Raw genomic sequence first — 26,881 nt, 5'->3', positions numbered from 1 at the left:
CACTATGACGGCAGAGAAAAAGATCTCAACTGAAGTGCAAAGCCCGTTTTTGCAAAGTTGTGACATATCTTTAGATGATTTCAAGGTTGGGCCGTTTACCATGGTTATTTTCGGTGGGGCGGGAGATCTCAGCACAAGAAAGCTGTTACCGTCGCTATACCATTTGTTTTGTGAGAACCTTATCCAGTCTTTTTCAATACTTGGTTTTGCGCGAACGAAACTATCAACTGACGAGTATCGAAAAGTCGCCCATGATGCCATTAAAACATTTTCGCCGGACATGTATGATGTAGAAAAATGCAGCGCTTTTTGCGAAAATCTTTTCTTTGAACAGGCTCATGAGACTGTTGACGGGACCTATGACACGCTGTCCTGCCGAGTAACCGAATTGTGCAATAGGAATAAATGCGATAACCTCATATATTATTTAGCAGTACCACCTGAAGCTGTTCCGCCGATCATTGACCGGTTAGCAAAATTAAACCTGTGCAGGAGCAAAGCGAATGCAAAAATCGTTATAGAAAAACCTTTTGGTCGTGACAAAAAATCAGCAGAAGAACTCAATAACTGTATATTAAAAGCTTTTAATGAAAAACAGGTGTATCGCATAGATCATTATTTAGGGAAAGAAAGTGTACAGAACATACTGTTTTTTAGGTTCACAAACACTATCTTTGAACCTGTGTGGAATAGAGATTATATTAATCATGTGCAGATAACAGTAGCTGAAGAAATTGGTATTGAGAATCGCGGCGTGTTTTATGAACAGGCGGGAATCCTTCAGGACATTATTCAAAACCACATGATGCAGCTTATAGCGCTTGTTGCGATGGAGCCTCCCGTAGGGATGGAGGCGGATTATGTTCGAGACGAAAAGATAAAGGTGGTTCACGAATTGCGAAAAATGGATGATTCCTATATTGATCTGCATACCGTCGCGGGACAGTATGCAGAAGGCGATATTAGCGGTAAGGCTGTAAACGCGTACCGGCGGGAAAAGAATGTTTCTCCATCTTCTTGTATGCCTACATATTTTGCCGGGACATTCTATATAGACAATTGGCGCTGGTCAGGTGTGCCATTTTATGTTCGTAGCGGTAAACGGCTGGCAAAACGCACTACCCAGATCAGTATAGAGTTTAAATATCCACCGTTAAAACTATTTGGCCGCACATGTGACAATACTGAACCAAACACGTTAGTCTTTAATATCCAGCCACAGCAGGAAATATCCCTGCAGTTCAGCGTGAAATACCCCGGACAGGGAAACAGAACCTGCCCTGTAGATATGCTTTTTAATTATGAAAAAATATTTAATACAAAAAGAAATCCTGATTATGAGAGGTTGCTCATCGATTGCATTAAGGGAGATTTAATGCTGTTTGCGCGGCAAGACGGTATTTTGGCTATGTGGGACATTGTCGATCCGATCATCGCTCGATGGGAAAAAACATATGCAGAGGATATCCCGTTATATACTGCCGGTAGTATGGGGCCGAAAGGTGCTGATAAATTGCTAGAGAAAGATGGCCGGCTGTGGAGACCACTGTGAGCGCGGAAAACAAAATAATTCAAATTGTACCTGACCGCAATAGTCTTATTGATGCGGCACTTACCACCTGGAAAGAAACGGCTGCAGAAGCAATTGAAGAAAAAGGATATTTCACTGTCGCGTTATCCGGCGGAAGTACACCTATTCCATTATATCAGAAATGTGCAACACTCAAAAAAGAGCTTCCCTGGAAAGATACCTATATTTTTCAAGTTGACGAACGATATGTTGGCATTGATCATGATGATAATAACTATAAATCAATATATGAGAATATGGTAAAACCTCTTGGCATTATTCCTGCACATGTTGTGCGCGTACCGGTAGAAAACAATACTGCTGAAAATGCTGCACGAGGATATGAAGATGCTATAAAAGAATTTTTCTGTGCGCGCAATATACAGTTTCCCCGGTTTGATCTTATGTTTCTTGGGATTGGTGGTGATGGACATACTGCATCACTTTTTCCGGGACTGACATCACTTAGTGAACGAAAAAGGTGGGTCGTTTCAGTTAAAAACGATACCGTGAACCATGAGCGCATTACACTTACTTTTCCGGTACTGAATCAGGCAAAGCACATTGTCTTTCTCATGAGCGGCAAAGATAAAGCTTATCAGGTGGTAAAAGTATTAAAAAACACCGCGTGTGATTTACCTGCGGCGTTGATTCGCCTGCAAGATGGAATAGTGACTTATTTGGTAGATAAAGAAGCTGCTTGGTATATGTGATAGGATAAAGGGGTATTCTTTTACGTGTATGCGATTATAGTGTAACTGCTTTTACCTGTACCTCTTTAAAGATTTGTTTCACGACCCGCGGTGTTACAAGGCCTGGTTTTATGCTCAACACGTTTGCAGTCCCGCATGCGGTAGCCATACGGACATTTTTAGCAAAGTCATTCCCTTCAGCATGTGAGGCAATAAATCCTGCGATGAATGCATCTCCGCATCCGACAGGATTTTTTCTGTCTACGCGGGGAGGAATCGCATGGAGCATTTCTTTTCCGTTGTATGCCATTGCGCCGCGTGGGCCCATAGTGACGGTAGCGATCTTAATGCCAGCCCGGTGAAAACCAACTAACGTCTGTTTTATTTTTTTCAGGGTAAGCGATGTGTTTCCTGTTGCCTCCTCGGCTTCCTTAAGATTTGGCGCGATCATAAACGGTTTTTTCTTGAGGCCGCATGCATATGGCTTGCCGCTCGTATCAAGCACGGTGAACAAGTTGTGTTTCTTGGCGACACCTAAAAGATCGGCGTACATTGTATCAGGGAGGCCGGGAGCGTTCTTGCCGGATATAACAATATAGTGGTAATTGGGAATAATCTCCCTAATCCGTTGCATGAAAGCTGCCGCTTCTTTAGCTGATATAACGGGCCCGTTTTCCATGATACGGGTAATTGTATTTCCCAATGGATCAATAATCGTAACACTGGTACGGGAATTATTTTCTATGGGGCAGAAATAGTAATGTATTTTTTCTTCTGTAAGCTGTCTTTTTAAGAATGTCGCATGAGACCCGCCCGCAAAGCCCGCGGCAGTGTTTGCTAATCCAAGATGTTTCAATACGCGCGATACGTTCAGGCCTTTACCGCCGGCACTCAGAGTAAGTCCTTGTTCACGAGATTCATTACCAATTTTGAAATGTGGAACGATGAGTGTTTTATCGATAGCCGGATTTAATGTTATCGTAAGAATAGATGTTTTCATAAGATATAACAGTATATCAATAAATAACGATAAAGCAAAAAAATATTTTCAACAATATGAACGCAATCTGGGAAAATCTATAATATTTATCTTCAAGAATATGGAGTGTAGGGGTATAATTCATCTGTGTGATGGTGAGCACGTATAACCATGTGTGATAACCGAATCATGATGATAACCGAACCACGAAATAAGGGAGGTATATATGGGACAGAATGCAGTTTTGTCAAAAGAGTTACTTATTGTCATAAAGAATGAAATTGGCGGTCTGGCAAAAATAGCATCTTTAGTGGCAGGAAAAGGAATAAATATTGAAGCAATAGCTGGATATAAAAAGGATAATACCAGTGATGCAGAAGTAATTATAGTGACAGATAATAATGATGCGGCATCTGAAACTTTAAAGGCTGCAGGATATGACGCTATAAGCGAAAAAGAAGTGGTGATCGTTGACTTAGAAAATAAAACGGGCATACTGCAGGAGTTTTGTGAGACGCTTGCCCAAAACGGTATAGATCTGCAGCATGTGTCTGGGACTACTGCAGGAAGCGCATCGTCATCGCGACTGGTATTATCAACAAATGATAATGCAAAAGCACTGAATGTGTTACAGGGATAAGAGGTTCTGAGAGAATATGAAAAGACAGGTATATCTATGTCTCTTACTATGTATCAGCGTTGCCGGTACGGCAGCTTGTGAAGGCGGTACACAAGCCGATAGTGACAACGCATCACTTGTCGAGGTTGTCGACAAGTATAAAAAAGGTATGTATGAAGAAGCGTTTGCGCACGTTAATGAGATTATAGAGAACGATCCTGAAAACGCGCTCGCATATTATAATCGAGGGTTACTGTACACTCAATGGGGTGAAAATGATAAGGCAATGAGTGATTATACCTCAGCGATAACATTGAATCCTCAAATTGATCTTGCGTACAATAACCGAGGGCTCATGCATTTTGACGCCGGCCAGTATGAAAAAGCGCTTTCAGATTTTAATAACGCTATTCAGTGCAGTCCTAACCGCGCAATACTGTACCACAATAGGGGATTAACTTATTCAGCAACAGGGAGCACAACAGAAGCGGTCAATGACTTTACAAAAGCGATTGCAATTAATCCGCTTTATGTAAAATCATATATTGGACGGGCAAGCGTGTATGCAGGAATGAAAGACTATGATAATGCACTTAATGATTATACACAGGCACTTACCATTGATCCGCGAAACAGCCTTGTGCATATGGGAAAAGGTGACATATGTATGGCGCTGAATAAAGTTGATGATGCGCATGCTGCTTATACCAGCGCAATAGAGGCAAATCCCAAGAGTGCGCTTGCGTATAGTAATCGAGGTGTTGCAGAATACAAAAAAAGTAATATTGAAGAATCTCTTTCAGATTACAGTAAAGCGATACAAATAGATCCTAACATATTTTTTGTGTATCATAATCGAGGTGTTTCGTATTACAAGAAAAAAGACTATGATAAAGCGATTGCGGATTATTCAAAGGCGGTAGATTTGAACCCTCAGTTTGCCGAAGCGTATTATAATAGAGGGGTAGCGTACAGTGTTAAGAAAAAGTTTGATGCGTGTAAAGAAGATTTAGATAAAGCCATGCAATTAGGGTATCGGGTACCTGCGCGATTACTAAAACTTCTTGATACCTATTACAAAAAAAAGAAGCAATAAGAGCTGAAACGAGATGAAATACATACTCCGAGATAATAGCATAGAAGAAAAATCTTTTTCTCCGTATTCAATATTAGTCTTATCTGCCCTCCTTGTTGCTATCCTCGGAATAATGGATGCATATGCCCACATGCAGCTCGCGTTCACTGTATTTTATCTCATACCGCTCTTTTTTACCGTGTGGTATATCAATGCAATCGCTGGTGTTTTTGTTTTGGCGTTGTGTATCGTCTCATGGGTGATTGGCGATGTTGTCATGTCTCGGTCATATATTGACACACTCATTCCTTATTGGAACATAGTTGTTAACGGTGTGTTTTTTCTTATTATTATTCGTATTCTATCCGAATTTAAAGAATCTTTAGACAGAGAAAAAGTACAAGCGCGTACAGATTTTCTCACGCAGTTAGCCAATAGGCGTTTTTTTTGTGAAATGGCACAGAATGAAGTGAACCGCGCATTTCGTTATCATCATCCCCTGACGCTTGTGTATCTTGACGTAGATAATTTTAAGAAAGTAAATGATGACAATGGTCATAAGACAGGAGACAGACTTTTATGCGATGTCGCAGAAGCCATAAAACGTTCGGTAAGAAATACCGATGTTGTTGGTCGTCTCGGCGGAGATGAGTTTGCCGTATTATATCCCGAAACAAGTTTTGATGAAGCGTTTATTGCTGTTGAAAGGATAAAAAAAGCATTTGAAGACATAATGCAAGAGAGGAAAATGAGCGTAACGTTAAGCATTGGCGCGGTGACAGTGTCAGACGTAGACCATTTGTTGACTTTAGATGTGCTGCTTAAGCATGCTGATACGCTTATGTATGAAGCAAAAGCAAGCGGAAAGAATATGGTTAAACAACTGAACATGGAGCAAACAGTATCGCTTGAAGCAGTAGAGGAATAGGCATAACACGTTTACTAAATCAAAAAGTTGTATTGTAAAATCACTCGTATTGCTATATAATAGCGATAAATATTACAAACATAACGCGAGGCACGATCATAGAATGCCGATGAATACATAAATAAAAAAAAGGAAGAATCTATATGATTCTTCCTTTTTTTTATAAGGGGGTGAGAAATCTCTCCCTGAGTATAATAATCCGGACAATAAATAAAACAGGGAGAGACGAAGATGGAAAGACCACGCTTGAGCTTTTGGCAAATCTGGAACATGAGTTTCGGTTTTTTTGGTATTCAATTCGGGTGGGGTTTGCAGATGGCCAACATGAGCGCGATATATGAATATTTGGGCGCAAGTCCTTCTCAAATACCAATACTTTGGCTAGCAGGACCAATGACCGGGCTCTTGATCCAGCCAATCATTGGAAGGTGGAGCGATCGTACATGGTGTAAATTAGGTCGCCGTAAACCGTTCTTTCTTGTCGGCGCGATACTCGCTTCCTGTGCACTTGTTCTTATGCCTAATAGTGCCGCTTTGTGGATGGCTGCGGGACTTTTGTGGATACTTGATGGATCGGTGAATGTAAGCATGGGCCCGTTTCGCGCAATTGTCGCTGACAATTTAAATAAAAACCAAATGACAAAGGGCTATGCTGTCCAAAGTGTTTTAATTGCAATGGGGTCAGTATTGGCGTCAACGTTACCGTATGTATTGGAGCATGTTTTTGGATTTACGCAGACAGTTGGTGCACATGGTGTTCCTTGGGTGGTAAAACTTTCATTTTATATCGGCGCAGGCGTGTTTATGGTGTGTATATTGTGGACAGTGTTTACCGCGAAGGAATATCCTCCGGAAGATATGGAAGCATTCAACAAGATGAGAAATGAAAAGACCGGAATGATGGTAGGCTTTAAAGAGATGGTATCAGATTTGGGGAAAATGCCCGCAACGATGAAACAGCTTGCCTGGGTACAAGTATTTGCATGGATGGGTTTATTCTGTATGTTCATGTATTTTCCGGTAACTGTTGCCCGTCATGTGTTTGGTGCGACCGAACAGGGGTCACATGTATATATAGAAGGTGTTGAATGGGCAGGCGTGTGTTTTGGTGCGTACGGTGTTGTCTGTTTTTTTGTGTCAATGGTAATACCGTATATTACGAAAATACTGACCCGTAAAGGAACATTCATTCTTTGTCTCTTATGCGGCGCAACAGGCCTTATCAGCATTTATTTTATAAAAAATCAATATATGCTTATTCTTGCGATGGCTGGTGTCGGTGTAATGTACGCTGGTGTTATGATTATCCCTTATTCTATTCTTGCCGATGTTTTACCTCCAGAAAAGATGGGTGTATTCATGGGAGTGTTTAATTTGTTTATCACAATACCGGAAATTATCATCTCTCTTTTCTTTGGGTGGATTATGGGTCATATTCTTGGTGATAATCGTACTCTTGGAGTTGTATCCGGGGGTATATGTATGATCGTAAGCGCGATACTTGTGTTGCGTGTATGTGACAAGGGCCCGGAAGAATATAAAGAACAAATAGCGGCATAAGACCATATATTAATTTGGGGCATGTGTATGAAGAAAAAAACTAGTGCAGCACATTCAAACCGTGTGCAAAAATCAAACAAGATAAAAATGCGTTTTACCTGTACCTGTCACACTGTATGGGGGGAACAGGTATTTTTGGTCGGGTCACATCCTGAGCTTGGTAGTTGGGACATAAAAAAAGCAAACGCGATGACATATTTTCCCGGTGACGAATGGAAGACTGAAGTGATGCTATCAAAAGAACACAGCAAATTGTTTGAATATAAATATATTATTCGGCGTGATAACGGTACAGTGAGATGGGAAGCTAGTAATAACCGCGTGTTTGTATCCGGTAAAGAAATCAGTGTGGTTTTGAGAAACATGCACTATATTGATATGCGTGACTCATGGCGTGATGTAAGTGATACAGAGAATATAATGCTTACCTCAGCATTCACTGACGTGCTATATAAAAGACATAACCAGCAGCGGGTATCACATATTCGTCAGAAGGGTGATGAAAGGGGTGGAACCCCCCTCCCCGCAATTGTTGTGAGGCTACAAGTCGTTGCACCACGTGTTGATAATGACCATTCGATATATGTGGTTGGTAGCGTACCTGCTCTGGGTTCATGGGATCCAAAAAAAGCACTACCCTTACATGCTGAGCACTATCCTTTGTGGGTAGTTGATGTTGTGCTTGGGAATGAAGATATCCCGTTTAGCTATAAATATATTATTAAAGATAAAAAGGGGAAAGTGCTGGTCTATGAAGAAGGGTCAGATAACAGAGTCTTGAGCAGTATCTATTTCATACATGGTCTCGGAGAAAAAGAATCTCGCCAGTCACTGGTTTCATTACATGAAGATTCTAAAAGATATATAGTGGTAACAAACAACAATTTCCGACACAAAAAAAATTGGAGAGGTGCCGGTGTTGCTGTGCCGGTGTTTTCGCTCAGGACTAAAAACAGTTTTGGTGTTGGTGAGTTTCTTGATATTAAACTGCTTGTTGATTGGGTATCTCAATCGGGAATGAAGCTCGTGCAGCTCTTACCGGTTAATGATACATCGGTCAATATGAACTGGTGGGATTCCTACCCGTATTCCGGGCTGTCAGTGTTTGCCTTGCACCCTCTCTATTTACGTATTCAGTCTATAGGCACGCTCTCAAGTGCTATGAGTGCAGAAATAAAAAAACATCAGAAAATATTAAATGAAAACGATCATGTGCATTATGAAGAAGTGATATCTCTAAAACTGCGGTATGCTCGCGAGATATTTATCAAAGAAAAAAATAAATGTTTACAGTCAGCAGGGTTTAAGAAATTCTATAGGGAAAATTCATATTGGTTGGAACCATATGCGGCATTTTGTTATTTGCGCGATCTACAGGGCACGAGCGATTACAATACCTGGGGAGATCACTCGCGTATTAATGAAAAGCAGGTAACCGCACTCAATGCACCGCGATTTAAAGAGTATGATAAGGTAGCGTTTTATTATTTTGTCCAATATCATTTGCATGTACAGTTTTTAGAAGCGTCGCAATATGCCCAGCGCAAACGGGTGGTCTTAAAAGGGGATATTCCTATTGGTATAAATAAATGCAGTGATTCATGTTGGACGAATCCATCGCTTTTTAATCTCAAACAAAATGCCGGTGCGCCGCCTGATCCATTTTCAGACATAGGGCAAAACTGGGGGTTTCCTACGTATAATTGGTATGAAATGGCATATCAGAATTATATATGGTGGCGATGGCGCTTTACCCTTATGTCAAACTATTTTCAAATGATCAGGCTTGACCATGTTCTCGGGTTTTTTAGGATATGGGAAATCCCTCATGATGCGGTAACGGGAATAATGGGACATTTTAATCCAGCGATACCGTTATTTAGAGAAGAGTTGGAAGCCAAGGGTATATGGGATTTCAATCGGTTGTGTCAGCCATATATTACTACTGAACTTTTGAGACAGTTGTTTGGTGAAGATACTGATCGCGTGAAAGCTGAATATCTTGAGACAGAAAAGAATAATTGTTTTAGATTAAAGCCTGAATACAATTCTCAGAAAAAAATTGTAAATCATATTACCGCCTCGGATGATATCCCCGTAGATTTAAAAGATAAAAAAGAAAAGTTAAGAGAAGGGCTTTTTGCTCTGGTTACAAACATAATCCTATTTAAAGATCAAGACAAAGACGGTTTTCATCCTCGGATAAATATGATGAACACGTATTCGTATAATTGTTTAGATGTATGGCTGAAAAATATTTTACAAGAGCTGTACATGGACTATTTTTATCATCGACAAGAAGAGTTTTGGCGTGAGCAGGCGATGATAAAGTTACCGATAATAAAAGATGCTTCCCGAATGCTTATAGCAGGTGAAGACTTAGGTATGATACCGAATTGTGTTCCTTCCGTAATGAGAGAGCTTAATATTCTTGGGTTGTGTATTCAACGCATGCCTCAGGAATCAGATAGAATGTTTGGGTATCCGCATGAGTATGGATACCTTACAGTATGCACAACGTCAAGTCATGACATGTCAACTATACGCGCATGGTGGGAAGAAAACCGTAAAACAACTCAAAAATACTATAACGAGATTTTAGGGCATCATGGTGAAGCACCGCTTTACTGTGAATCGTGGATAAGTCAGGATATTATTGTGCGACATCTTGAGTCACCGTCAATGTGGGCGATCTTTCCCATACAGGATATTCTTGCTATGAGTCAGGAACTGCGTTATCCAGGAGATCCAAAAGCCGAACAGATAAACAACCCGGCAAATCCGCATCATTACTGGAAATACAGAATGCACATATCACTCGAGAAACTGATAGCGAAAAAGAATTTTAGTAAAGAGCTATTAAGCATACATAATAACACGGGAAGAAATAGTAATTATTAAAACAGGAGGAATCATAAATGAAAAAATATGTATTGGGTGCGATGTTTGTGGGCATATGCTTTATAGGTGTATCAGTATCTGGAGTATCCGCAGATGTAAAATATGAGCCACAAGAAAGTCCTGTGGAAGCGTGTGATCACGTAGATACTCAGAAACAAAAAGAGGATACGGGAAGCGAGACAATGCAGGACATATTTGACAGCGCTTCTGATGAGACCATGCCGAACAAATTAACCGGTGTGAATGAGGCGGTAAATGATTCGATAGACGGTGTTGACGCTGAAAAACCGGCGGAGGATGATTATGAATTCATCTGGTCTCCTACGGTGCCGAACATAAAACAAGACGCGTCACCGTGGTTCAACCCGGTAACCACCCCTGCGTTTGAGTGGAAGAATATGACAGGGAACTGGTGGGGCGCTCGGGACAAGCTCAAGAAAGATGGTATTACTGTTCTTTCAAGTTATGTTGGTGACATGAATTCAAATGTTGTTGGCGGTAGAATGAAAGGTGCGCGGTATAATCATTCGATCGGAGCGGACTTTAATGCTGATCTCGAAAAAATATTGCAATTAAAAGGATTGCAGTTTCACGTGTCAGGAATCTATCGTGCGGGGCGAAACCTTTCAAGTGATGTTATCGGTAATACATTTACGGTATCAAGTATTTTTGGCAGCGAACAAGTGCGGTTATATTCGCTCTATTTTGAACAGGATATGTTTGATGAAAAAGTAAATGTAAAAGTTGGCCGTTTAGCAGCAGGAGACGATTTTGCGTCATCACCGCTTTACTGGATATTTGTGAGTAATGCAATAGATGGAAACCCTATCGCTGTACCGATTAACTTTCCGTTTTCAACTTATCCTACTGCAACATGGGGAGCGAGAGCAAAAGTGCATGTAACAAAAAACATACAATCATTAAGCGGTATTTATAACGGTGACCCGAATGTCGGAAGATTAAGTGCGCACGGTATGGATTTTTCATTGAGGCTTCATCGCGGAATTCTTTTTCTTCAGGAGCTCAGCTATAATCCGAACACGGAAAAAGGAGCAAAAGGATTACCGGGACATTATAAATTATGCGGGTACTGGCATACGGGTTCAGCAAAAGATTTTTATCGTGATGTAAAAGGGGGGTCGTATGCGCTATCTTCCTTACCTGCTGCTGAACATAAGGGACATTACGGAATGTATATACATGTCGATCAGATGATTTATCGTGAAGGTGGACCGCACAATTATCAAGGGCTTTATCCGTTTGCAGTTTTAACGCTCGCACCTGGGGACACAAACAAGTTTCCTTTATTTATTGATGCAGGCGTGATATATCGTGGTCTTATTCCTTCACGCGATCACGATCTTGCCGGAGTAAACATTGCGTACGGAAAATGGAGTAGTGATTTGAGAGATCATGATCGCGACATTGGTCTTACGCCGCGTGCGTATGAAATCTCAATAGACTTCACGTATCGTGTTATGGTTAACGACTGGATGTTTGTGCAGCCTGATGCGCAGTTTATTATTCGTCCCGGCGGAACAGGCGAAACGCCAAATGCGTTAGCATTAACGTTTCGTGTTGGCGTAACATTCTAAAAAATAATAGAAATATTTCAAAAATAATTTTGCAAACAAAAAATATTTTTATAAAAACAAAAAAAGTTAATATTTATTTACAAAAATACGTAACAATGCTAAAATGTATTTTGAAGGAAAAGGAAATACCTTTTAACCATTAACCAAATAAAGGAGGTTATAATGGCAAAGGCAAAGGCAAAGAAAAAACCTGCAGCGAAGAAAAAAGTTGTAGCGAAAAAAGTCGTAAAGAAAAAAGTTGTAGCGAAAAAGAAACCAGCAGTAAAGAAAAAACCTGCAGCGAAGAAAAAAGTTGTGGCGAAAAAGAAACCGGTAGCAAAGAAAAAAGTTGTAGCGAAAAAGAAACCGGCAGCAAAGAAAAAAAAGTAAGTAGTTGATTTACATAGATGTGAAAAAGAGTCGGGAATTAATTTCCCGACTCTTTTTTTATGGTACAATAGCAGAAAAGGATGTGTATGGCATTAATAGAACCGATCATAAGACCTCCTGCAGAAGCGGATAGTTTTCTTCTCCAGGTAACAACAGGGTGTTCATCAAATACATGTACTTTTTGTGGTGCATACCTTGGAAAACCATTTCATCTAAAACCACTTAATGAAATTTACTCCGACATTGAAAAAGGTGGTAAAAGATATAAGAATACGCGAAGAGTGTTTTTGATAGATGGAGATGTATTAGTTGTAGGTAATAATGTTCTTGTGCCTATCTTAAAGAAAATCCACGAAGTGTTTCCTAAAACAACACGAATTGCAAGTTATGCTAACGGATATAATATTACTGAAAGAAGTAGCGAAGAATTAAAGGAATTATATGATAATAAATTAAGGTTAATATATATTGGACTAGAAAGCGGTAATCAGGAAATTCTAAGTCGCTGTAAAAAGAAATCAACGGCAAATGAAATGATTGAAGCGGTAAAAAAAGCAAACGATGCACAAATAAAATCTTCAGTAATTGTTCTTTTGGGTTTAGGAGGAAAAAAATATTCTAACCAACATGCGAGAGATACCATAATCGCATTAAATAAAATGCAGCCGCGGTATCTTTCGTTTTTGTCTGTCATGCTTGTTCCGGGCACATCTCTTTATGGCCAAATGAAAACCGGAGAGTTTGAAGAATTAAATGCGCAGGAATTGTTACGGGAAACGCGAGACATAATATCCGGCTTAGAATTAGAGAAAACAATATTTCGCACTAATCACGCGTCAAATTATTTACCCATTGAAGGACGGTTCCCTCATGATAAAGGTAACTTCGTTACTCTTATTGATGATGCGTTGAGTGGAAAGATAGACTTACGAAACGAATATATGCGGGGACTATAAAACATGTTGATCGAAGAACCAAAAATACTTCTATTTCTTAAATCTTAATCAATCGATTGCCAAGAACTTCTGGTTATACTATTTAAGCTTAGTCTTTGATGATGGCTTTTCTTTTTCTCAAATATAAATATAGTCCAAACGGTAAAAGTATAAGCAATGTTGATGGTTCAGGGATAGCTGCTCCAGTGCCCTCTATATTAATATTAACTTTGGTAAAAGAGGACATTATCGCATTGGTATAACAATACTATTAATTTGTTTGATAGATTCCTGTTAATGAAATAGAATATACGATGCGGAGATGACAATAATGTTAAATATAAAGAGATTTTTGTCGGATACAGAACTGAGTGGATTCCTGAAGGATATGTCGGGTGCGCGATAGTGTGTACTCCGTATGTTGTGCTTGCACAAAACGCTATCCCAAAGAATATGAAAGCTAAAAACATGCTTGATATGACCATAACTGAGTGGGAAAAAGCTGTTGGGCTAAAATAGTAATGTAAGTATTTAGGGAAAGAGAAATATATGACGATAATGTTATGGATTGGGATTTTTGTTTGTTTATCTCAATCAGCAATGTTTTCTGGTCTTACCATAGGTTTTTTTGGATTAAGCAGATTAAAGCTTGAAGTTGAGACTGAAGCAAAAGATCCTGAAGCAATAAAAATAATGCAACTGCGTAAAGACTCAAACTTTTTGCTGAGCACCTTGCTTTGGGGCAATGTTAGCGCTAACGTACTCTTGACATTATTTACTGATTCAGTGCTTACCGGTGTATGGGCGTTTCTTTTCTCAACGTTTGTCATCACTATTTTTGGTGAGATCATGCCGCAGGCATATCTTACCCGGCATGCACTGAGAGTTGGAGCGCTTCTTGTCCCTATGGTTCGTTTCTATCAAATACTTCTCTATCCTGTTGCGAGACCGACTGCTATTTTACTGGATAAACTATTAGGTAAAGAAGGTATCGATTACTTTGAGGAAGAAGAGTTAAAAATATTAATAAAAAAACATGCTCAGGCAGAGTCATCTGACATCAGTCATATGGAAGGTGTTGGCGCAATTAATTTCCTCGCATTAGATGATATATTTACATCGCAGGAAGGGGAATTTATTAACCCAGAGAGTATTATAAGTCTTCCTGATGTTGACGGGTTACCGAGTTTTCCTGAATTTAAAAAATCACATAATGATCCATTTTTACAGAAAATACATGCCTCAGAAGAGAAATGGGTTATTATTACAACCGAAGAGAATGAGCCTCTCATGTGTTTGGACGCAGACGGTTTTTTACGTCATGCGATGTATGAAAAAGATCGACCTAATCCGTACCGGTATTGTCACCGGCCGATAATTGTAAAATCATTACAAATGAAATTAGGCGATGTGATAAAAAAGCTTAAGGTGCATAAAGAACATGCGGAAGACGATGTTATCGATAATGATCTGATTTTATACTGGCTTGAAGAAAAAAGAATTATTACCGGTGCAGATATACTCGGGCGCTTGATGCGTGGTGTGGTTCCCCGCATAGATCATATACGGAAACAGTATAAAAAGTAAAAGAGCTACTATGGTAAAACGATCTTCGCAACAAAAACCGGCAAAGAAAGATAAGACAGCACATCCCAATTGGTTTGCTCAAGATGTCATCCACGTAATTCCGATCATGTTCCACATTACGGATACTCATCATAGGATACAGTTCATAAGTAGTGCATTTTTGAAATATAACAGGAAGATTGGTCTTTTATCCGGTAGTCCAATCGGGAAAACTCTATTTGAAGTATTTCCATTTCTCCCCAAAAAGGTGTTCGACGAATATGGTCAAATGCTCAGAAATAAGAAATGCATAATTCGAAAGGAACACCTGAGAATCAAAGGTAGGGAATATTTTATTGAGACAGAAAGAATGCCCATAGTAAAGAAGGGGCAAATACTAGGATTTGTTACTATCGTCAATGATATAACCAAACAGAGACAGATAGAAAATGAGTTAAGGGAATCAGAGCAGAAATTCAGAAATGTGGTTGAAAATATCGGTATTGGTGTTTCCGTCATAAGTCCCGAGATGGAGATCCTGACGCTGAATGCTCAGATGAAAAAGTGGTTTCCGAAAGTAAATGTCGCAAAAAGACCTCTATGTTACGAGGGGTTTAATGTTCCGCCCAGAAAACATATCTGTTCTTTCTGTCCGACGCATAAAACGCTCAAGGACGGGAAAGTTCACGAAGCGATTTCTGATACACCGACCGCCAAAGGTATGCGTCATTACCGTGTTGTATCTTCAGCCATAAAAGATGAGAAAGGGTCCGTCATTGCTGCGATTGAGTTGGTTGAAGATATAACAAAACAGGTGCACGCAGAAAATGAATTGAGAAGAGAAAAAGCGCATGCTGAACAGTTATACAATGTTACCCCAAGCGCAATATTTACGGTTGGGCTGGATAAAAAGGTGCAATCGTGGAATAGAAGAGCACATGAGATTACCGGATACAGCGCTTCTGAAGTTGTTGGAAAAAAGTGTACTTATTTTACCTATTACCCCTGCAAAGAAGAGTGTGCCCTCTTAAATGATAAAATAAAAAAACCGATCTATGGAAAAGAATGTATTATAAAAAGAAAAGATGGCGAGCTTCTAACAATAGCAAAAAATGTTGATGTCTATCGAGATGAAAACGGTACGGTAATAGGCGGTATTGAGAGTTTTGAAGATATAACGTTCAGAAAAAAAGCTGAAGAGAAACTTCTGCTCTTCAAAAATCTTCTTGATCAATCTAATGACTCTGTATTTATAATAAATCCAAGTACCGCTGAATTTTATGATGTCAATAAAGAAGCGTGCAGATCCTTGGGGTACTCGCGAGATGAGCTTCTAAAGAAAAGAGTCATGGACGTTACTCCCCGAACGATTCCTTCGCTAAAAGCGCTAAAGTCGTTGAGAAAACAAATGCTAAATCAACCTTCGATGATAATAGAGGGGATCCATACACGCAAAAACAGGACAGAATTTCCTGTAGAGAACAATGTCAGTTATACCGTGCTTGATAAAGAATATATGATCGCTATTGTGAGGGACATAACATTCCGTAAAGAATCAGAAAAAGCATTAATTGACAGTGAAATACGCTATAAAACACTTTTTAATTCTTCACGTGATGCGATCATGACGCTCACGCCGGAAAAAGGATTTCTGTCGGGAAATCAGTCAACGATCGAAATCTTTTCCTGTAAGGATGAAAAAGAATTCACCAAACAACATCCCTCGACATTATCGTCAGAATATCAGCCTGACGGTCAGTTATCTTCTATAAAAGCCCAGAAAATGATGTCAATTGCGCTTAAGAAAGGATCACATTTCTTTGAATGGACACATAAAAGATTGAACGGGAAAGAATTCTATGCAACGGTGCTCTTGACGCGGATGGATTATAAAGAAAAAGGAATGCTGCAGGCGACGGTCCGTGACATTTCAGAGGAAAAAGAAGCGCAGAAAGCAGTGAGGGAGTCAGAATTGCGTTTTAGAACACTTTTTGACAGCGCTGTAGAAGGTATCCTTATTGCAAACGCAAAAACACACAAGTTTATTGCCGCAAATAAAATGATATGCACAATGCTGGGATATTCTGCCGCAGAGTTAAGCAAAATGAAAGTTACGGACATTCACTCTAAGGTTGATGGGCCGTATATGCTGGAACAGTTCGAAAAACTGTCTACAGGAGAGATAAATATTGCCAGAAACCTGCTTGTATTGAAGAAAAACAAAAAGACATTTTATGCTGATGTAACTGGAGCCGTTATGTCCATTCTCAATAATGAATATATGGTAGGTTTTTTCAGGGATATAACAGAACAAAAAGAGGCTGAAGACGCGTTGCGGGACTCTGAAGAACGTTTTAGGGCGCTCTTCGACTGTGCCGGAGAGGGCATTGTTGTCGCTGATATGGCAAGCAAGAAGCACATTGACGTTAATCAGGCAATGTGCAGTATGACCGGGTATGCGAAAAATGAACTATTAAAGACATCTGTAAAAGACTTGCATCCAAAGAAAGACCTGCCGTATGTTATTAATCAGTTCGAAAAAATGGTCCGCAGTGAAACAACATCAGCACCAAATGTTCCGGTAAAAAGAAAAAACGGTACGGTATTTTATGCCGATGTGACAGGTACGGTAGTGAATATAGGGACTCATGACTATCTGGTAGGATTCTTCAGAGATGTTACGGAGCGTCTTGAACTGGAGAAAAAAGATAAGCAGCTCATAGAAACAGTGACAGCTGCAAAAGTAGCGAAGCTAAAGGCGAAGGAACTGTATAAAGCGTACAGAAAGGTCAAAGAAACGCAAGATCAGCTTATAGAAACAAAGAAAGTTGCAGCGCTTGGACAGCTTGGGGCGGGTGTTGCCCATGAATTAAATAGTCCACTTACCGGTGTCCTTGGCCTTCTAAGAGCGTACATGAACGAAAAGAATAAGGGTTCTGAAGAATATAAAGATTTAAAGCTAATGGAAAACGCATGCGAACATATGTCGCAGATAATCCGTGACCTGAATGCGTTTGTCAGGCAATCAAAAGGTGCGCAAAGCAAGGTGGATTGTAATAAAATTATTGATACCACCTTAAGTTTTAGCTCGCATCAATTACAAATAAAAGGAATTAAAATAAAAAAACAATATTGTAAAAGTATGCCTCGAGTGCAAGGGGATACCAGTAAATTGCAGCAGGTGGTGTTAAATATTATAAATAATGCCTGTGATGCGATGTCAGAAAGAAGTATATTTACTATTTGCACGCGGGTTATTGTGGAAGGAAAGAGAAAGTATATAGAATTAGTTTTTTCAGATACGGGCAGTGGTATCAAGAAAGAAAGTCTGGATAAGATATTTGATCCGTTTTTTACAACGAAACGACCGGGAAAAGGTGTTGGGCTCGGTCTTTCAGTTACGAATACTATAGTGAAAAATCACGGCGGGACAATTACCGTTAAAAGTAATGTTGGTAAAGGTACGGTATTTATTGTGCGATTGCCTGCTTTGAATTAATATAGTGTTATGTCGGTGATAATGAGGGGGGTGTATGAGTAAGAAGAAAATATTAGTTGTAGACGATGAAAAGATTGTACTCCGCGCATCAGTAAAAGAACTGGAGAAAGCAGGATATATTGTTTTTACCGCGATAAACGAAGATGAAGCGCTCAACATTGTTCGGGCAGAAAAACCTGATTTGGTATTTGCTGATCTGGTTATGCAGGGAACAAATGGGGTTGAAGTGTGCAAAAAGGTAAAAAAAATCCTGCCGGCAACTATTGTAATGCTCATTTCCGGCTATCCGGGGGAAATAGTCAAATATCTAGATGAATTTATTGCTGCGGGCGGTGTTGAAACATGGTTAAGGAAACCACTTGAAGCGGACGAATTAACGAGAGCCGCAGGGGTTTTGTTGGGTAAAAAAACGATATCAAGCGATATCTAATGTGGGGAGATACGGTTATGGCTGGAGAAAAAATACTGGTAATTGATGATACTCCGATTATTGGCACCGCGTTTCAAAAAGAACTTGGCCCTGAGGGGTATGCGATCGATGTTGTGTATGACGCTGAATCAGCACTTGCAAAGATAAAGAAAAATAAATATGACATTATATTTGTTGATCTTGTTTTGCCGGGTATGGATGGCGTCCAGACGTGTAAAGAGATAACGGCTATCAGTCCTGATTCGATACAGATATTTATGACGGGAAACTTTGAAACGGACCCGATATTTAAAGAAGCAGAATTTATTCAAGCAGGTGGGAAAACATATTATCTATATAAGCCATTTGCAAAGGGTGAGCTCCTAGAAGTTACACGGAAAGCCTTGAATGAAAAAAACAAGAAATAGTTACGGTGCATTATGACCTGATTTTTATCGACTTGATATTACCGGGAATGCATGGTGTCGATGTGTCCAAAGAAATAAAGAAAATAAGCCCTGATTCAAAATATGTTTTCATGAGCGGGCAGTTTGATGAGGACGAGCAGTATTGTGATATAGAGTTTTTTCAGCATGGATGCAACGAATATTATATAAAGAAACCCTTTGCACGTGAAGAAGTGGTCTCACTGATTTTAAAGATATTATCTCATAATAGCCGAAAATAATGTAATAGTGTTACGCAGGGAGTACCTATGACTGAAAAAAATATTACGCGATCAAAGAATATAAGAAAAGCGGCAAAAGATCAATTTAACAGTTGGGCTGCAGGGTACGATAGCAGTATTTTACAGCACATACTTTTTAAACATTCACATGACCTTATCATGAAAGAGATCGATCTTGTCGCGTCGCACCACATACTTGATGTCGGTTGCGGGACCTGTGTCCTCGCGTTTAGGTTTGCAGCTGAATCACCGGAGAGCACCTGTTGCTGTATTGACCTTTCGCATGAAATGATCAAACACGCTATGGGTAAAAGGGAAGAACACCTCCATTATAGTGATGCCATTAAAGGAATGAAAATAAAAATAGCTGATTCAGAGCATTTGCCGTATGCGGATAACTCATTTGACTACCTTACCTGCTCGAATTCATTTCATCATTATCCGCACCAAGAGAAAGTTGCCCGAGAAATGTACCGTGTTTTAAAACCGGGGGGAAAAGCGCTTATTGTTGACGGGTACAAGGATAACGTTCTTGGTGGAATGATTTATGATGGTATCGTAACATTCATTGAAGGTGATGTGCATCATCTTAATTCGCGTCAATTCAAAGATCTCTTTGGTAAGATCGGGTTTGAACCGATTACCCATAAGAAAAGTTTTAAGGGTATGCCGGTTATGCTTATCATTGCAACAGCAAAGAAATAATGCCCATGAGCGAACTCTCAATACCGTACGGTAAAGAAAACATACAATGGTCCGCACCATCAAATAATGTCATCATATACACATGTAACTCTCTTCCTACTATTGAAAATATCGAACAAAATGTTATAGCCAGCCTCAAAGATCCTATTAACAGTATTCCTTTAAAAGAATGTGTGCAAAAGACCGATAAGGTTGCGATCATTGTGAGTGATTCAGCGCGATTATTTCCGCAGGAGAAGGTTTTGCGATCAGTGTTGAGCGAACTCTCGTATGTCCCTATAAGTAATGTGACGATTATTATTGCAAATGGTAATCACCAATGTTCTGATCCTGCTTCTATCGGTATCAATAAAGAGATGTGCCAACAATATCGTGTTATTAATCACAATTCACGAGATAATGAGAGCTTGACTGTTGTAGGTTTTATTCCTTCAAAAGAGAGAAAGTATTTTTTGAAACAAGCGGTAAAGCATTTTGCTCGTTCTCTTGTGGCAATGCCGGAGAAAATAGTCAAAATAATTCTATCTTTTGTAAAAGGAGACATTGAAAGTGTCAGAGCATTGATTGGCTATACTGCGCTTGGACGCGCACTGTGCGTATATAGCGCATCTTTAGAAAATAAGATAAAGATACACCGTGTTGTAAAAGATGCGGATATAAGCATACTGATCGGCCAGATAAAACCGCATTTTCTTGCAGGTTTTTCCGGAGGTCTTAAAGCGATCTTTCCGGGATGTGCCGATATAACAAGTATTGCGAAAAATCACTTTATGATGAACCATCCGTCCGTACAGTTAGGGAAAAATGAAAATAATATTATTAGAGACCACATAGAGAAATCTGCCGAAATGTGCGGAAAAAGTTTTATGGTAAACGTGGTGATGAATCCTGATAAGACCGTTGCAGGGGTTTTTGCGGGAGATCCAGTTTTTGCACAGCGTCTCGGATCGGAACAGTGTCGTGAGATAGGGCATGTAAAGACCAGTTCGGCGGATATTGTTGTAACGAGTGAAGGTTTTCCGGAAGCGATTAATTTGTACCAGCTGATAAAAATTATTCCTCCTGCCGCGCTTATTGTACGAAAGGGTGGGGCAATCATCTGTGTGGGTGCGTGTTCTCACGGTATAGGAGGACTCTGTGTTGTAAATGATATAACCTGTAAGATCGGTTTCTGGCATTTATTACCAACTGATGTAAGGATGTATCTTGTTTCGGACTTACCGAAAAGCGATGTCGATAAAACGGAGTTTATCTACGCTAAAACAATCGATGAAGCATTAGAAAAAGAGAGAAGTAATTTCGATTCAGAACCTGAGATAACAGTTTTATCTGGTGCAGGGTTAATGATTCCTGAGGTTATTGATAATTAATATAGTTTGCTTGCATTACGGAGAGTTTATGAGAGAAGCGCTATTTTACGAAAAAACTGATAACAAGATTGTGCGCTGTAGGCTCTGTCCGCATAATTGTGTTATTAATGAAGGCAAAAGCGGTTTATGTAAAGTAAGAAGAAATGTTAGCGGTGTGTTATACAGCGCGATCTATGCAGAGATTACCTCGTGTGGCCTTGACCCGATCGAAAAGAAACCGCTCTATCATTTTTATCCGGGGCATCAGATCTTAAGTATTGGCACAAAGGGGTGTAACTTTGCCTGTACGTTTTGTCAGAATTGGACATTATCTCAAAATCCTGATGCTCCTTCAGAAGAGGTGTTGCCGGATAAAATAGTGGAAACCGCACAAAAAGAAGGATCTTTTGGAATCGCATATACCTATACTGAACCGTTTGTATGGTATGAGTATGTCAAAGAAACATCTAAAATTGCGCGAAGCAAAGGTTTAAAGAATGTGTTGGTAACAAACGGGTATGTTAAGGAAGAACCGCTTTTAGAGCTTCTTCCTTATATAGATGCAGTAAATATCGATATCAAATCAATGGACGATAGCTTTTATAAAGATATGTGTGGTGCATCACGAGACCCGGTACTCCGTACAGCCGAAATGTGTTATGCAAACAGCTGTCATGTTGAAATAACCAATTTAGTCATATCGACACTGAATGATTCCCCGGGGCATTTTGAAAAGTTACGCGACTGGATATGTGATCATTTGAGTCCGTCTGTACCGCTCCATTTTTCACGGTATTTTCCAACCTATAAATTATCTCTCCCGCCAACGCCTGTTTCTGTTTTGGAAGAGGCATACAAAATAGCAAAAGAGAAAATGATGTATGTATATCTTGGCAACGTTGGTGGTGGTTCGTGGGATAGTACCTATTGTCCGGATTGTTCAAGCCTTCTTGTATCTCGGTCGGGATATGCTGCTGAGAAAATTGGGATAAAAGAAAATGCCTGCAGTAAATGTGGCAGAACTGCAGACATTATTGGCTTATAGGTTGCTTTGAATTATCCTCACTGCTTGTCACCTCTCACCGCCCCGATTTATCGGGGCGGTGGAGAAACATTAAATATCCCGAAGATATTACGAGTTATTTATAGGAATTTTTCTCTTCTTTGTGAGATCAACGACTTTTGCTTTTTTGTAGAGTGACCGATACCACTGTGAAAGCACTTTATCTCGTTTAATATTTAATAACTCGTCTTTGACAGTTTTTCTCTGATCTTCTAATGTGCTCAGTTGGGGTGTTTCAACAGTATCGACGTATACGACAACATAACCGTCTTTTGTCCTCACTGGCGTTCCGACAGTATTTTTATATGTCTTAAATGCATTTTCTTTAATTGATGCAGTGAGCTCTTTAACCTCTTCATTTAATTTAAACGGTGTGCTTTTTGATACGTTGAGTCCAAGTGATTTAGCTGCGTCAGTAAAGGGAAGCTTTTCCTTTTTCACTTTATCGTCGAGCTGATCTCTGATGCTCTGAGCGTTCTTGGAAAGTAGCTCTGTATTTTTCTTGTTTTGCAACTTTTCAGCAACTTTTTCTTTTACATCTTCAAGCTTTGGAATATAGGACGCTTTCTTTTCCATAGGCATAATGATATAGAATCCTTCTTTGGTACGCAGAGCATTGCTCATCTTCTTTACCGGTGTTTCAAAAGCAGTAGTGATAAAATCACGCGATGAAGGGACACCGGGGAGTTCCTGGTTAAGCGTGAAGTATTCGGTTTCTTCTATCTCAGCGTCATGCTCTAAGGCGGCGTTTGTGAGATCGGGATTGCGGAGAAGTGTGATAGATATGTCAGTGGCTTTTTCAAATGCGCTATCAACAGCTTTTTGTTCGAGAAGTCGCATGGCGATCTCATTTTTTACTTTATTAAACGGCAGTATTTTATTTGTTTTCTGATCTGTGAACACTTCTTTATTCCGGTCATAGAATGTACGTGCTTCGTTATTGTTTGCTGTGTGTTGTTTTTTAAATGCATCAAAACTGATAAAGATATATTCAGCTTTTATTTTTTCCGGTATACGGAATTCGTGTTTGTTTTCAGTGTAGTACCGCTCTGTTTCATCAACTGACACATAAATATTATCTTTTGTATATGATGTATCGTTGAGGAGAACGTAATCTACGGTACGTTTCTGGTTGATGCGTCCGAGGGCTTCATTTACCTCTTCTTTTGTTACCATAGCGGTATCAGCGATTGTTCTGGTTAGTCTGCCGATAGCCATGGTACTGCGGACATTCTTTTCAAGAGTAAGAGGATTAACACCGGTACTTTTAATAAACTGCTGGTAGCGTGCATTGCTAAATTCACCGTTTACGCTGAATAATTTCTGTAGCTGCAGCGCAAGTTCATCATTACTGATTGTAATGCCAAGTTTTTTTACTTCTTCTTGGAGGACAATGCGATCCCATGTCTGCTTGTTAAAATCAAAATATTGTGCAAGATCATTGTACCTCTTGCCATATACTATAATCGCATTAAGCATGCACGCGTTACGTGTTTTAAGGTATGATGAAAGCGTAACATTTTTACCAAATGCGCGTCCGACAGGTTTACGGCTTTCATCATTAAACATACCGCCGACACCCCAAAAAACAAAAGCGGGAATAATAAGAAACACTAATACCCAAAACACCTTTTTCATGTGTGCACGTAATATTCTAAACATAATGCCTCCATTTAATAGCGATTAGCTTTTAGCGCTTAGCGTTTTGTGAAAAAAACGAGAACTGCAATGCGCAAAACGAACACCGCATATATTATTAATGATTTATTTACCTTAATAAGTATAATAAAGGATAGTTGATATGCCCAACTCTGGCAATAAAAATATAAATACCCCCTTCACCCACCGTGGTAGGTGGGATTTTCCACCGACGCGGTGTATAAGAAACGAGAGGACATGGCGATGAAAATAACATTTTTAGGTACCGGCACATCTCATGGTATACCGGTTATAGCGTGTGATTGTGATGTATGCACATCAAACAATCCAAAGAATAACAGGCTTCGTTCATCAATACTCGTAGAGTCTAACGGGTTGAACATTCTTATTGATACAACACCGGATTTCAGGCAGCAAATGATACGTTATAAGGTAGAGAGAATCGATGCGATATTGTTTACTCATCATCATGCAGACCATATCTTTGGTTTGGACGATGTGAGAAGGTATAATGAGTTGCAACCTGATCCTATACCATGTTATGCATCGAAAGAATCACTGGAGGTGTTGAACAAGATTTTTGGCTACGCATTTAATCCGCCACAGATCGGTGGTGGTGTCCCGAAAATTGAGTTCTTTGAGACTGAAAACAATGTGCGTATCTCAGGGATATCTATAGAAGTGATCGATATTTGTCATGGGAAGATCATGATAAATGGGTATCGGTTCGATAATTTTGCGTATCTCACTGATTGCAGCGGTATTCCCGAGGAATCTATAAAAAAACTACAGAATTTAGATGTCCTTGTTCTCGGTGTCTTGCGCCATGAAAAACATTCAACGCATTTTAATGTGGCTGAAGCGGTAGAAATGGTCGAAAAACTCCGGCCAAAACAGACATATTTCATCCATATGTGCCATCGATTAGAACATGAGAAGACAAATGCCGAGTTGCCTGATAATATAGAGTTAGCATATGATGGAATGGAAATCACTTTTGAGAGCACAGACTAAAAAAAAGGGCTGTCCCCATTTTTTATAGTTTCAGGCGGTATTTTGGGTGAAGTGAAGACAGAAATTGTCGACTAACAGTGTGATGGAGATGTATGGGATCTGAGTGCGTTGAAATTGAAGGTGTAGGACAGATTGTTTTTAAGAAGAGTCAAAGAGCGCGTGTTATCCGCATTGCGGTAAAACCGAATGAGCCGGTACGCGTGTCTGTCCCCGTATGGGTGTCATTTGCTCGCGCGAAAAGTATAATTAAACCAAAGATACCGTGGATACAAAAACATTCCGAAAGACTAAGGAAACTGAAAGAAGGGTATGAAGCAAGCTCAGTTGACAGAAAAGAGATTGATTCGGTCAGAGCAAAAGAAAAGCTTATCGGCAGATTGCAGGAATTATCCGTCCTTCATGGTTTTCAATACAATAAAGTCTCTATACGCAGACAGAAAACGCGATGGGGAAGCTGTTCGGCTAAAAATAATATCAGCTTGAATATGTACATGGTAAAACTTCCTGATATATTAATAGACTATATTATCCTGCATGAACTAGTGCATACACGTATCAAAAACCACAGTAAAGAATTCTGGGCTGAATTAAGTACATATGTTCAGGAGGCGAAGGTACAGGATAAAGCACTGAGAAAATATCAATTAGCCTTCATGGTTTGACCGATGATCTGATATGTTGTTGCGAAGCGAATAGAAAGTGTGTAGAGAAATAAATAAAAGGAACATTTTAACATCTATCCTTGTCTAATAATGTAACCGAACGCATTGATAGCAGAAGGAGGCGAACATGAACGGCAGGACAAAGTGTATAAGCAAGTGTTTTACGGTTGCACTATTAAGTACAACGTTTCTTGTAGGTGCAAACACAGTATTCGCGGCAGGGTGGTCGCAGTCTAAAAAAAGCTCACAGCATTCGCACCATCAACCTCAAAAACACCAGAAACATCATAAAAGTCATCACCGTAATCCACACCACAAACGTCATTATAGAAGCGTCAGAAACATACCACAAAATTATGTGAATATTTCTATAGGCGGGTTGGGTTTTTATTATGGTGAGGGGTGCTATTATAGAAGGGGAGTAGGCGGGTATGTTATGGTAAACCCTCCTCGAGGTGCCGTTATCAGAACCCTCCCTGCAGGATACAGGACTTTTAGTGTTAATAATAACAGATACTATTATTCTAGTGGAGCTTATTATAGAAGTAACCCATCAGGATATATGGTTGTTTCACCTCCCGTAGTAGCTGCTCCTGAAACAGTAGTTGTAGAGCCAACTGCCACTGCTGATTCTCAGCAGACAGTTGTTGTTAACGTTCCTAGTGCTGATGGAACCTATACGCCGATCGTGCTTCAGAAGACTGAAAATGGATATATAGGTCCTCAGGGCGAGTTTTATGAAAAGAATCCAACAATGCAGCAGTTAAAAGTATTATACGGGAAATAGTATTGCTGATTGTTGGAATAGAAATATATGCAGCACCGGGAAAATCCGTGAGATTACCCGGTTCTTTTTTGTTTGTAGCAAGGGTGAATATCAGGTAGGATACTATTTTGTAATATAAAAAAAGGATGGTATATGAGTGCGCCAAGAAAAGCTAATATAAGCAAGCTGGACAATCCAGCACGTGTAATGGCTAACCACCGGCACGGAACCAAACCATGCGTATAAGGAGGTAACGAATTATGCGAAGCCATGGTAAG

The 26,881-nt window shown here is 39.7% G+C and carries 24 protein-coding genes; 22 read left to right on the top strand and 2 right to left on the bottom strand.

Translation table 11 applies throughout. From position 1 onward, the window contains the following. Nucleotides 1-4: 4 nt before the first annotated feature. Nucleotides 5-1,552 (top strand): glucose-6-phosphate dehydrogenase, encoded by a 1,548-nt coding sequence (gene zwf / locus P9M13_08015; GenBank protein MDP8263232.1) that lies wholly within the window; start codon nt 5-7, stop codon nt 1,550-1,552. Further along, nucleotides 1,549-2,283, top strand: a complete 735-nt coding sequence (gene pgl, locus P9M13_08010) for a 6-phosphogluconolactonase (protein ID MDP8263231.1) — start codon at nt 1,549-1,551, stop codon at nt 2,281-2,283. Before zwf ends, pgl begins: the two co-directional genes overlap by 4 nt. Nucleotides 2,284-2,317: 34 nt before the next feature. On the opposite strand, the gene P9M13_08005 is transcribed toward pgl, so the two are convergent. Continuing rightward, entirely contained in the window at nt 2,318-3,262 is a 945-nt protein-coding gene (locus P9M13_08005) for a 1-phosphofructokinase family hexose kinase (protein MDP8263230.1), read from the bottom strand. A gap of 205 nt (nt 3,263-3,467) precedes the next feature. On the opposite strand from P9M13_08005, the gene P9M13_08000 reads away from it, so the two are divergent. The 17 genes from P9M13_08000 to amrS all read left to right on the top strand — a co-directional run bounded on the left by P9M13_08000 (nt 3,468) and on the right by amrS (nt 22,484). Continuing rightward, nucleotides 3,468-3,881, top strand: a complete 414-nt coding sequence (locus P9M13_08000; protein MDP8263229.1) for a hypothetical protein — start codon at nt 3,468-3,470, stop codon at nt 3,879-3,881. Nucleotides 3,882-3,897: 16 nt separating this feature from the next. Next, nucleotides 3,898-4,956 (top strand): tetratricopeptide repeat protein, encoded by a 1,059-nt coding sequence (locus P9M13_07995; protein ID MDP8263228.1) that lies wholly within the window; start codon nt 3,898-3,900, stop codon nt 4,954-4,956. A 13-nt stretch (nt 4,957-4,969) separates the two neighbouring features. Continuing rightward, nucleotides 4,970-5,863 (top strand): GGDEF domain-containing protein, encoded by an 894-nt coding sequence (locus P9M13_07990; GenBank protein MDP8263227.1) that lies wholly within the window; start codon nt 4,970-4,972, stop codon nt 5,861-5,863. 231 nt (nt 5,864-6,094) lie between these two features. Continuing rightward, the gene (locus P9M13_07985) at nt 6,095-7,423 is read left to right on the top strand and encodes an MFS transporter (GenBank protein MDP8263226.1); all 1,329 of its coding nucleotides are present in this window, start codon (nt 6,095-6,097) and stop codon (nt 7,421-7,423) included. Between the two features lie 27 nt (nt 7,424-7,450). Next, a complete protein-coding gene (locus tag P9M13_07980) occupies nt 7,451-10,324 on the top strand; it encodes a 4-alpha-glucanotransferase (protein ID MDP8263225.1) in 2,874 nt (957 codons plus the stop codon). A gap of 17 nt (nt 10,325-10,341) precedes the next feature. Next, nucleotides 10,342-11,919 (top strand): carbohydrate porin, encoded by a 1,578-nt coding sequence (locus P9M13_07975; GenBank protein MDP8263224.1) that lies wholly within the window; start codon nt 10,342-10,344, stop codon nt 11,917-11,919. Nucleotides 11,920-12,081: 162 nt separating this feature from the next. Next, nucleotides 12,082-12,288 carry a hypothetical protein gene (locus P9M13_07970; protein MDP8263223.1) on the top strand — a complete coding sequence of 69 codons (207 nt, stop codon included), beginning with the start codon at nt 12,082-12,084 and terminating at the stop codon, nt 12,286-12,288. Between the two features lie 86 nt (nt 12,289-12,374). Then, nucleotides 12,375-13,244, top strand: coding sequence for a radical SAM protein (locus P9M13_07965; GenBank protein ID MDP8263222.1), 870 nt, complete (start codon nt 12,375-12,377; stop codon nt 13,242-13,244). A gap of 288 nt (nt 13,245-13,532) precedes the next feature. Beyond that, nucleotides 13,533-13,742, top strand: coding sequence for a histidine decarboxylase, pyruvoyl type (locus tag P9M13_07960; protein MDP8263221.1), 210 nt, complete (start codon nt 13,533-13,535; stop codon nt 13,740-13,742). A 30-nt stretch (nt 13,743-13,772) separates the two neighbouring features. Then, entirely contained in the window at nt 13,773-14,810 is a 1,038-nt protein-coding gene (locus tag P9M13_07955) for a DUF21 domain-containing protein (protein ID MDP8263220.1), read from the top strand. A gap of 10 nt (nt 14,811-14,820) precedes the next feature. Next, nucleotides 14,821-18,288: a PAS domain S-box protein gene (locus P9M13_07950; GenBank protein MDP8263219.1), complete on the top strand. Its 3,468-nt coding sequence runs from the start codon at nt 14,821-14,823 to the stop codon at nt 18,286-18,288. Between the two features lie 34 nt (nt 18,289-18,322). Continuing rightward, the gene (locus tag P9M13_07945; GenBank protein ID MDP8263218.1) at nt 18,323-18,718 is read left to right on the top strand and encodes a response regulator; all 396 of its coding nucleotides are present in this window, start codon (nt 18,323-18,325) and stop codon (nt 18,716-18,718) included. Between the two features lie 17 nt (nt 18,719-18,735). Continuing rightward, nucleotides 18,736-19,125, top strand: a complete 390-nt coding sequence (locus P9M13_07940) for a response regulator (GenBank protein MDP8263217.1) — start codon at nt 18,736-18,738, stop codon at nt 19,123-19,125. A 5-nt stretch (nt 19,126-19,130) separates the two neighbouring features. Next, the gene (locus P9M13_07935) at nt 19,131-19,385 is read left to right on the top strand and encodes a response regulator (protein ID MDP8263216.1); all 255 of its coding nucleotides are present in this window, start codon (nt 19,131-19,133) and stop codon (nt 19,383-19,385) included. A 27-nt stretch (nt 19,386-19,412) separates the two neighbouring features. Beyond that, nucleotides 19,413-20,090 carry a methyltransferase domain-containing protein gene (locus P9M13_07930; protein ID MDP8263215.1) on the top strand — a complete coding sequence of 226 codons (678 nt, stop codon included), beginning with the start codon at nt 19,413-19,415 and terminating at the stop codon, nt 20,088-20,090. A gap of 5 nt (nt 20,091-20,095) precedes the next feature. Beyond that, entirely contained in the window at nt 20,096-21,460 is a 1,365-nt protein-coding gene (locus P9M13_07925) for a lactate racemase domain-containing protein (GenBank protein ID MDP8263214.1), read from the top strand. A gap of 28 nt (nt 21,461-21,488) precedes the next feature. Further along, a complete protein-coding gene (gene amrS / locus P9M13_07920; protein MDP8263213.1) occupies nt 21,489-22,484 on the top strand; it encodes an AmmeMemoRadiSam system radical SAM enzyme in 996 nt (331 codons plus the stop codon). An 87-nt stretch (nt 22,485-22,571) separates the two neighbouring features. Here the strand turns inward: amrS and P9M13_07915 are convergent, their stop codons facing one another. Next, nucleotides 22,572-24,164 carry a SurA N-terminal domain-containing protein gene (locus P9M13_07915; GenBank protein MDP8263212.1) on the bottom strand — a complete coding sequence of 531 codons (1,593 nt, stop codon included), beginning with the start codon at nt 24,162-24,164 and terminating at the stop codon, nt 22,572-22,574. A gap of 240 nt (nt 24,165-24,404) precedes the next feature. Between P9M13_07915 and P9M13_07910 the strand changes: the two genes are divergently transcribed. The 3 genes from P9M13_07910 to P9M13_07900 all read left to right on the top strand — a co-directional run bounded on the left by P9M13_07910 (nt 24,405) and on the right by P9M13_07900 (nt 26,624). After that, on the top strand, nt 24,405-25,175 hold the full coding sequence (locus tag P9M13_07910) for an MBL fold metallo-hydrolase (GenBank protein MDP8263211.1): 771 nt from the start codon (nt 24,405-24,407) through the stop codon (nt 25,173-25,175). A gap of 92 nt (nt 25,176-25,267) precedes the next feature. Then, nucleotides 25,268-25,837: a M48 family metallopeptidase gene (locus P9M13_07905; GenBank protein MDP8263210.1), complete on the top strand. Its 570-nt coding sequence runs from the start codon at nt 25,268-25,270 to the stop codon at nt 25,835-25,837. A gap of 127 nt (nt 25,838-25,964) precedes the next feature. After that, entirely contained in the window at nt 25,965-26,624 is a 660-nt protein-coding gene (locus tag P9M13_07900) for a DUF6515 family protein (protein MDP8263209.1), read from the top strand. Nucleotides 26,625-26,881: the final 257 nt, after the last annotated feature.

The sequence above is a fragment of the Candidatus Ancaeobacter aquaticus genome (genome assembly GCA_030765405.1).
Taxonomy (GTDB): Bacteria; Auribacterota; Ancaeobacteria; order Ancaeobacterales; family Ancaeobacteraceae; genus Ancaeobacter; species Ancaeobacter aquaticus.
Note: the sequence above shows the minus strand (reverse complement) of the source record. Positions and strands in the feature narration are given on the sequence as shown.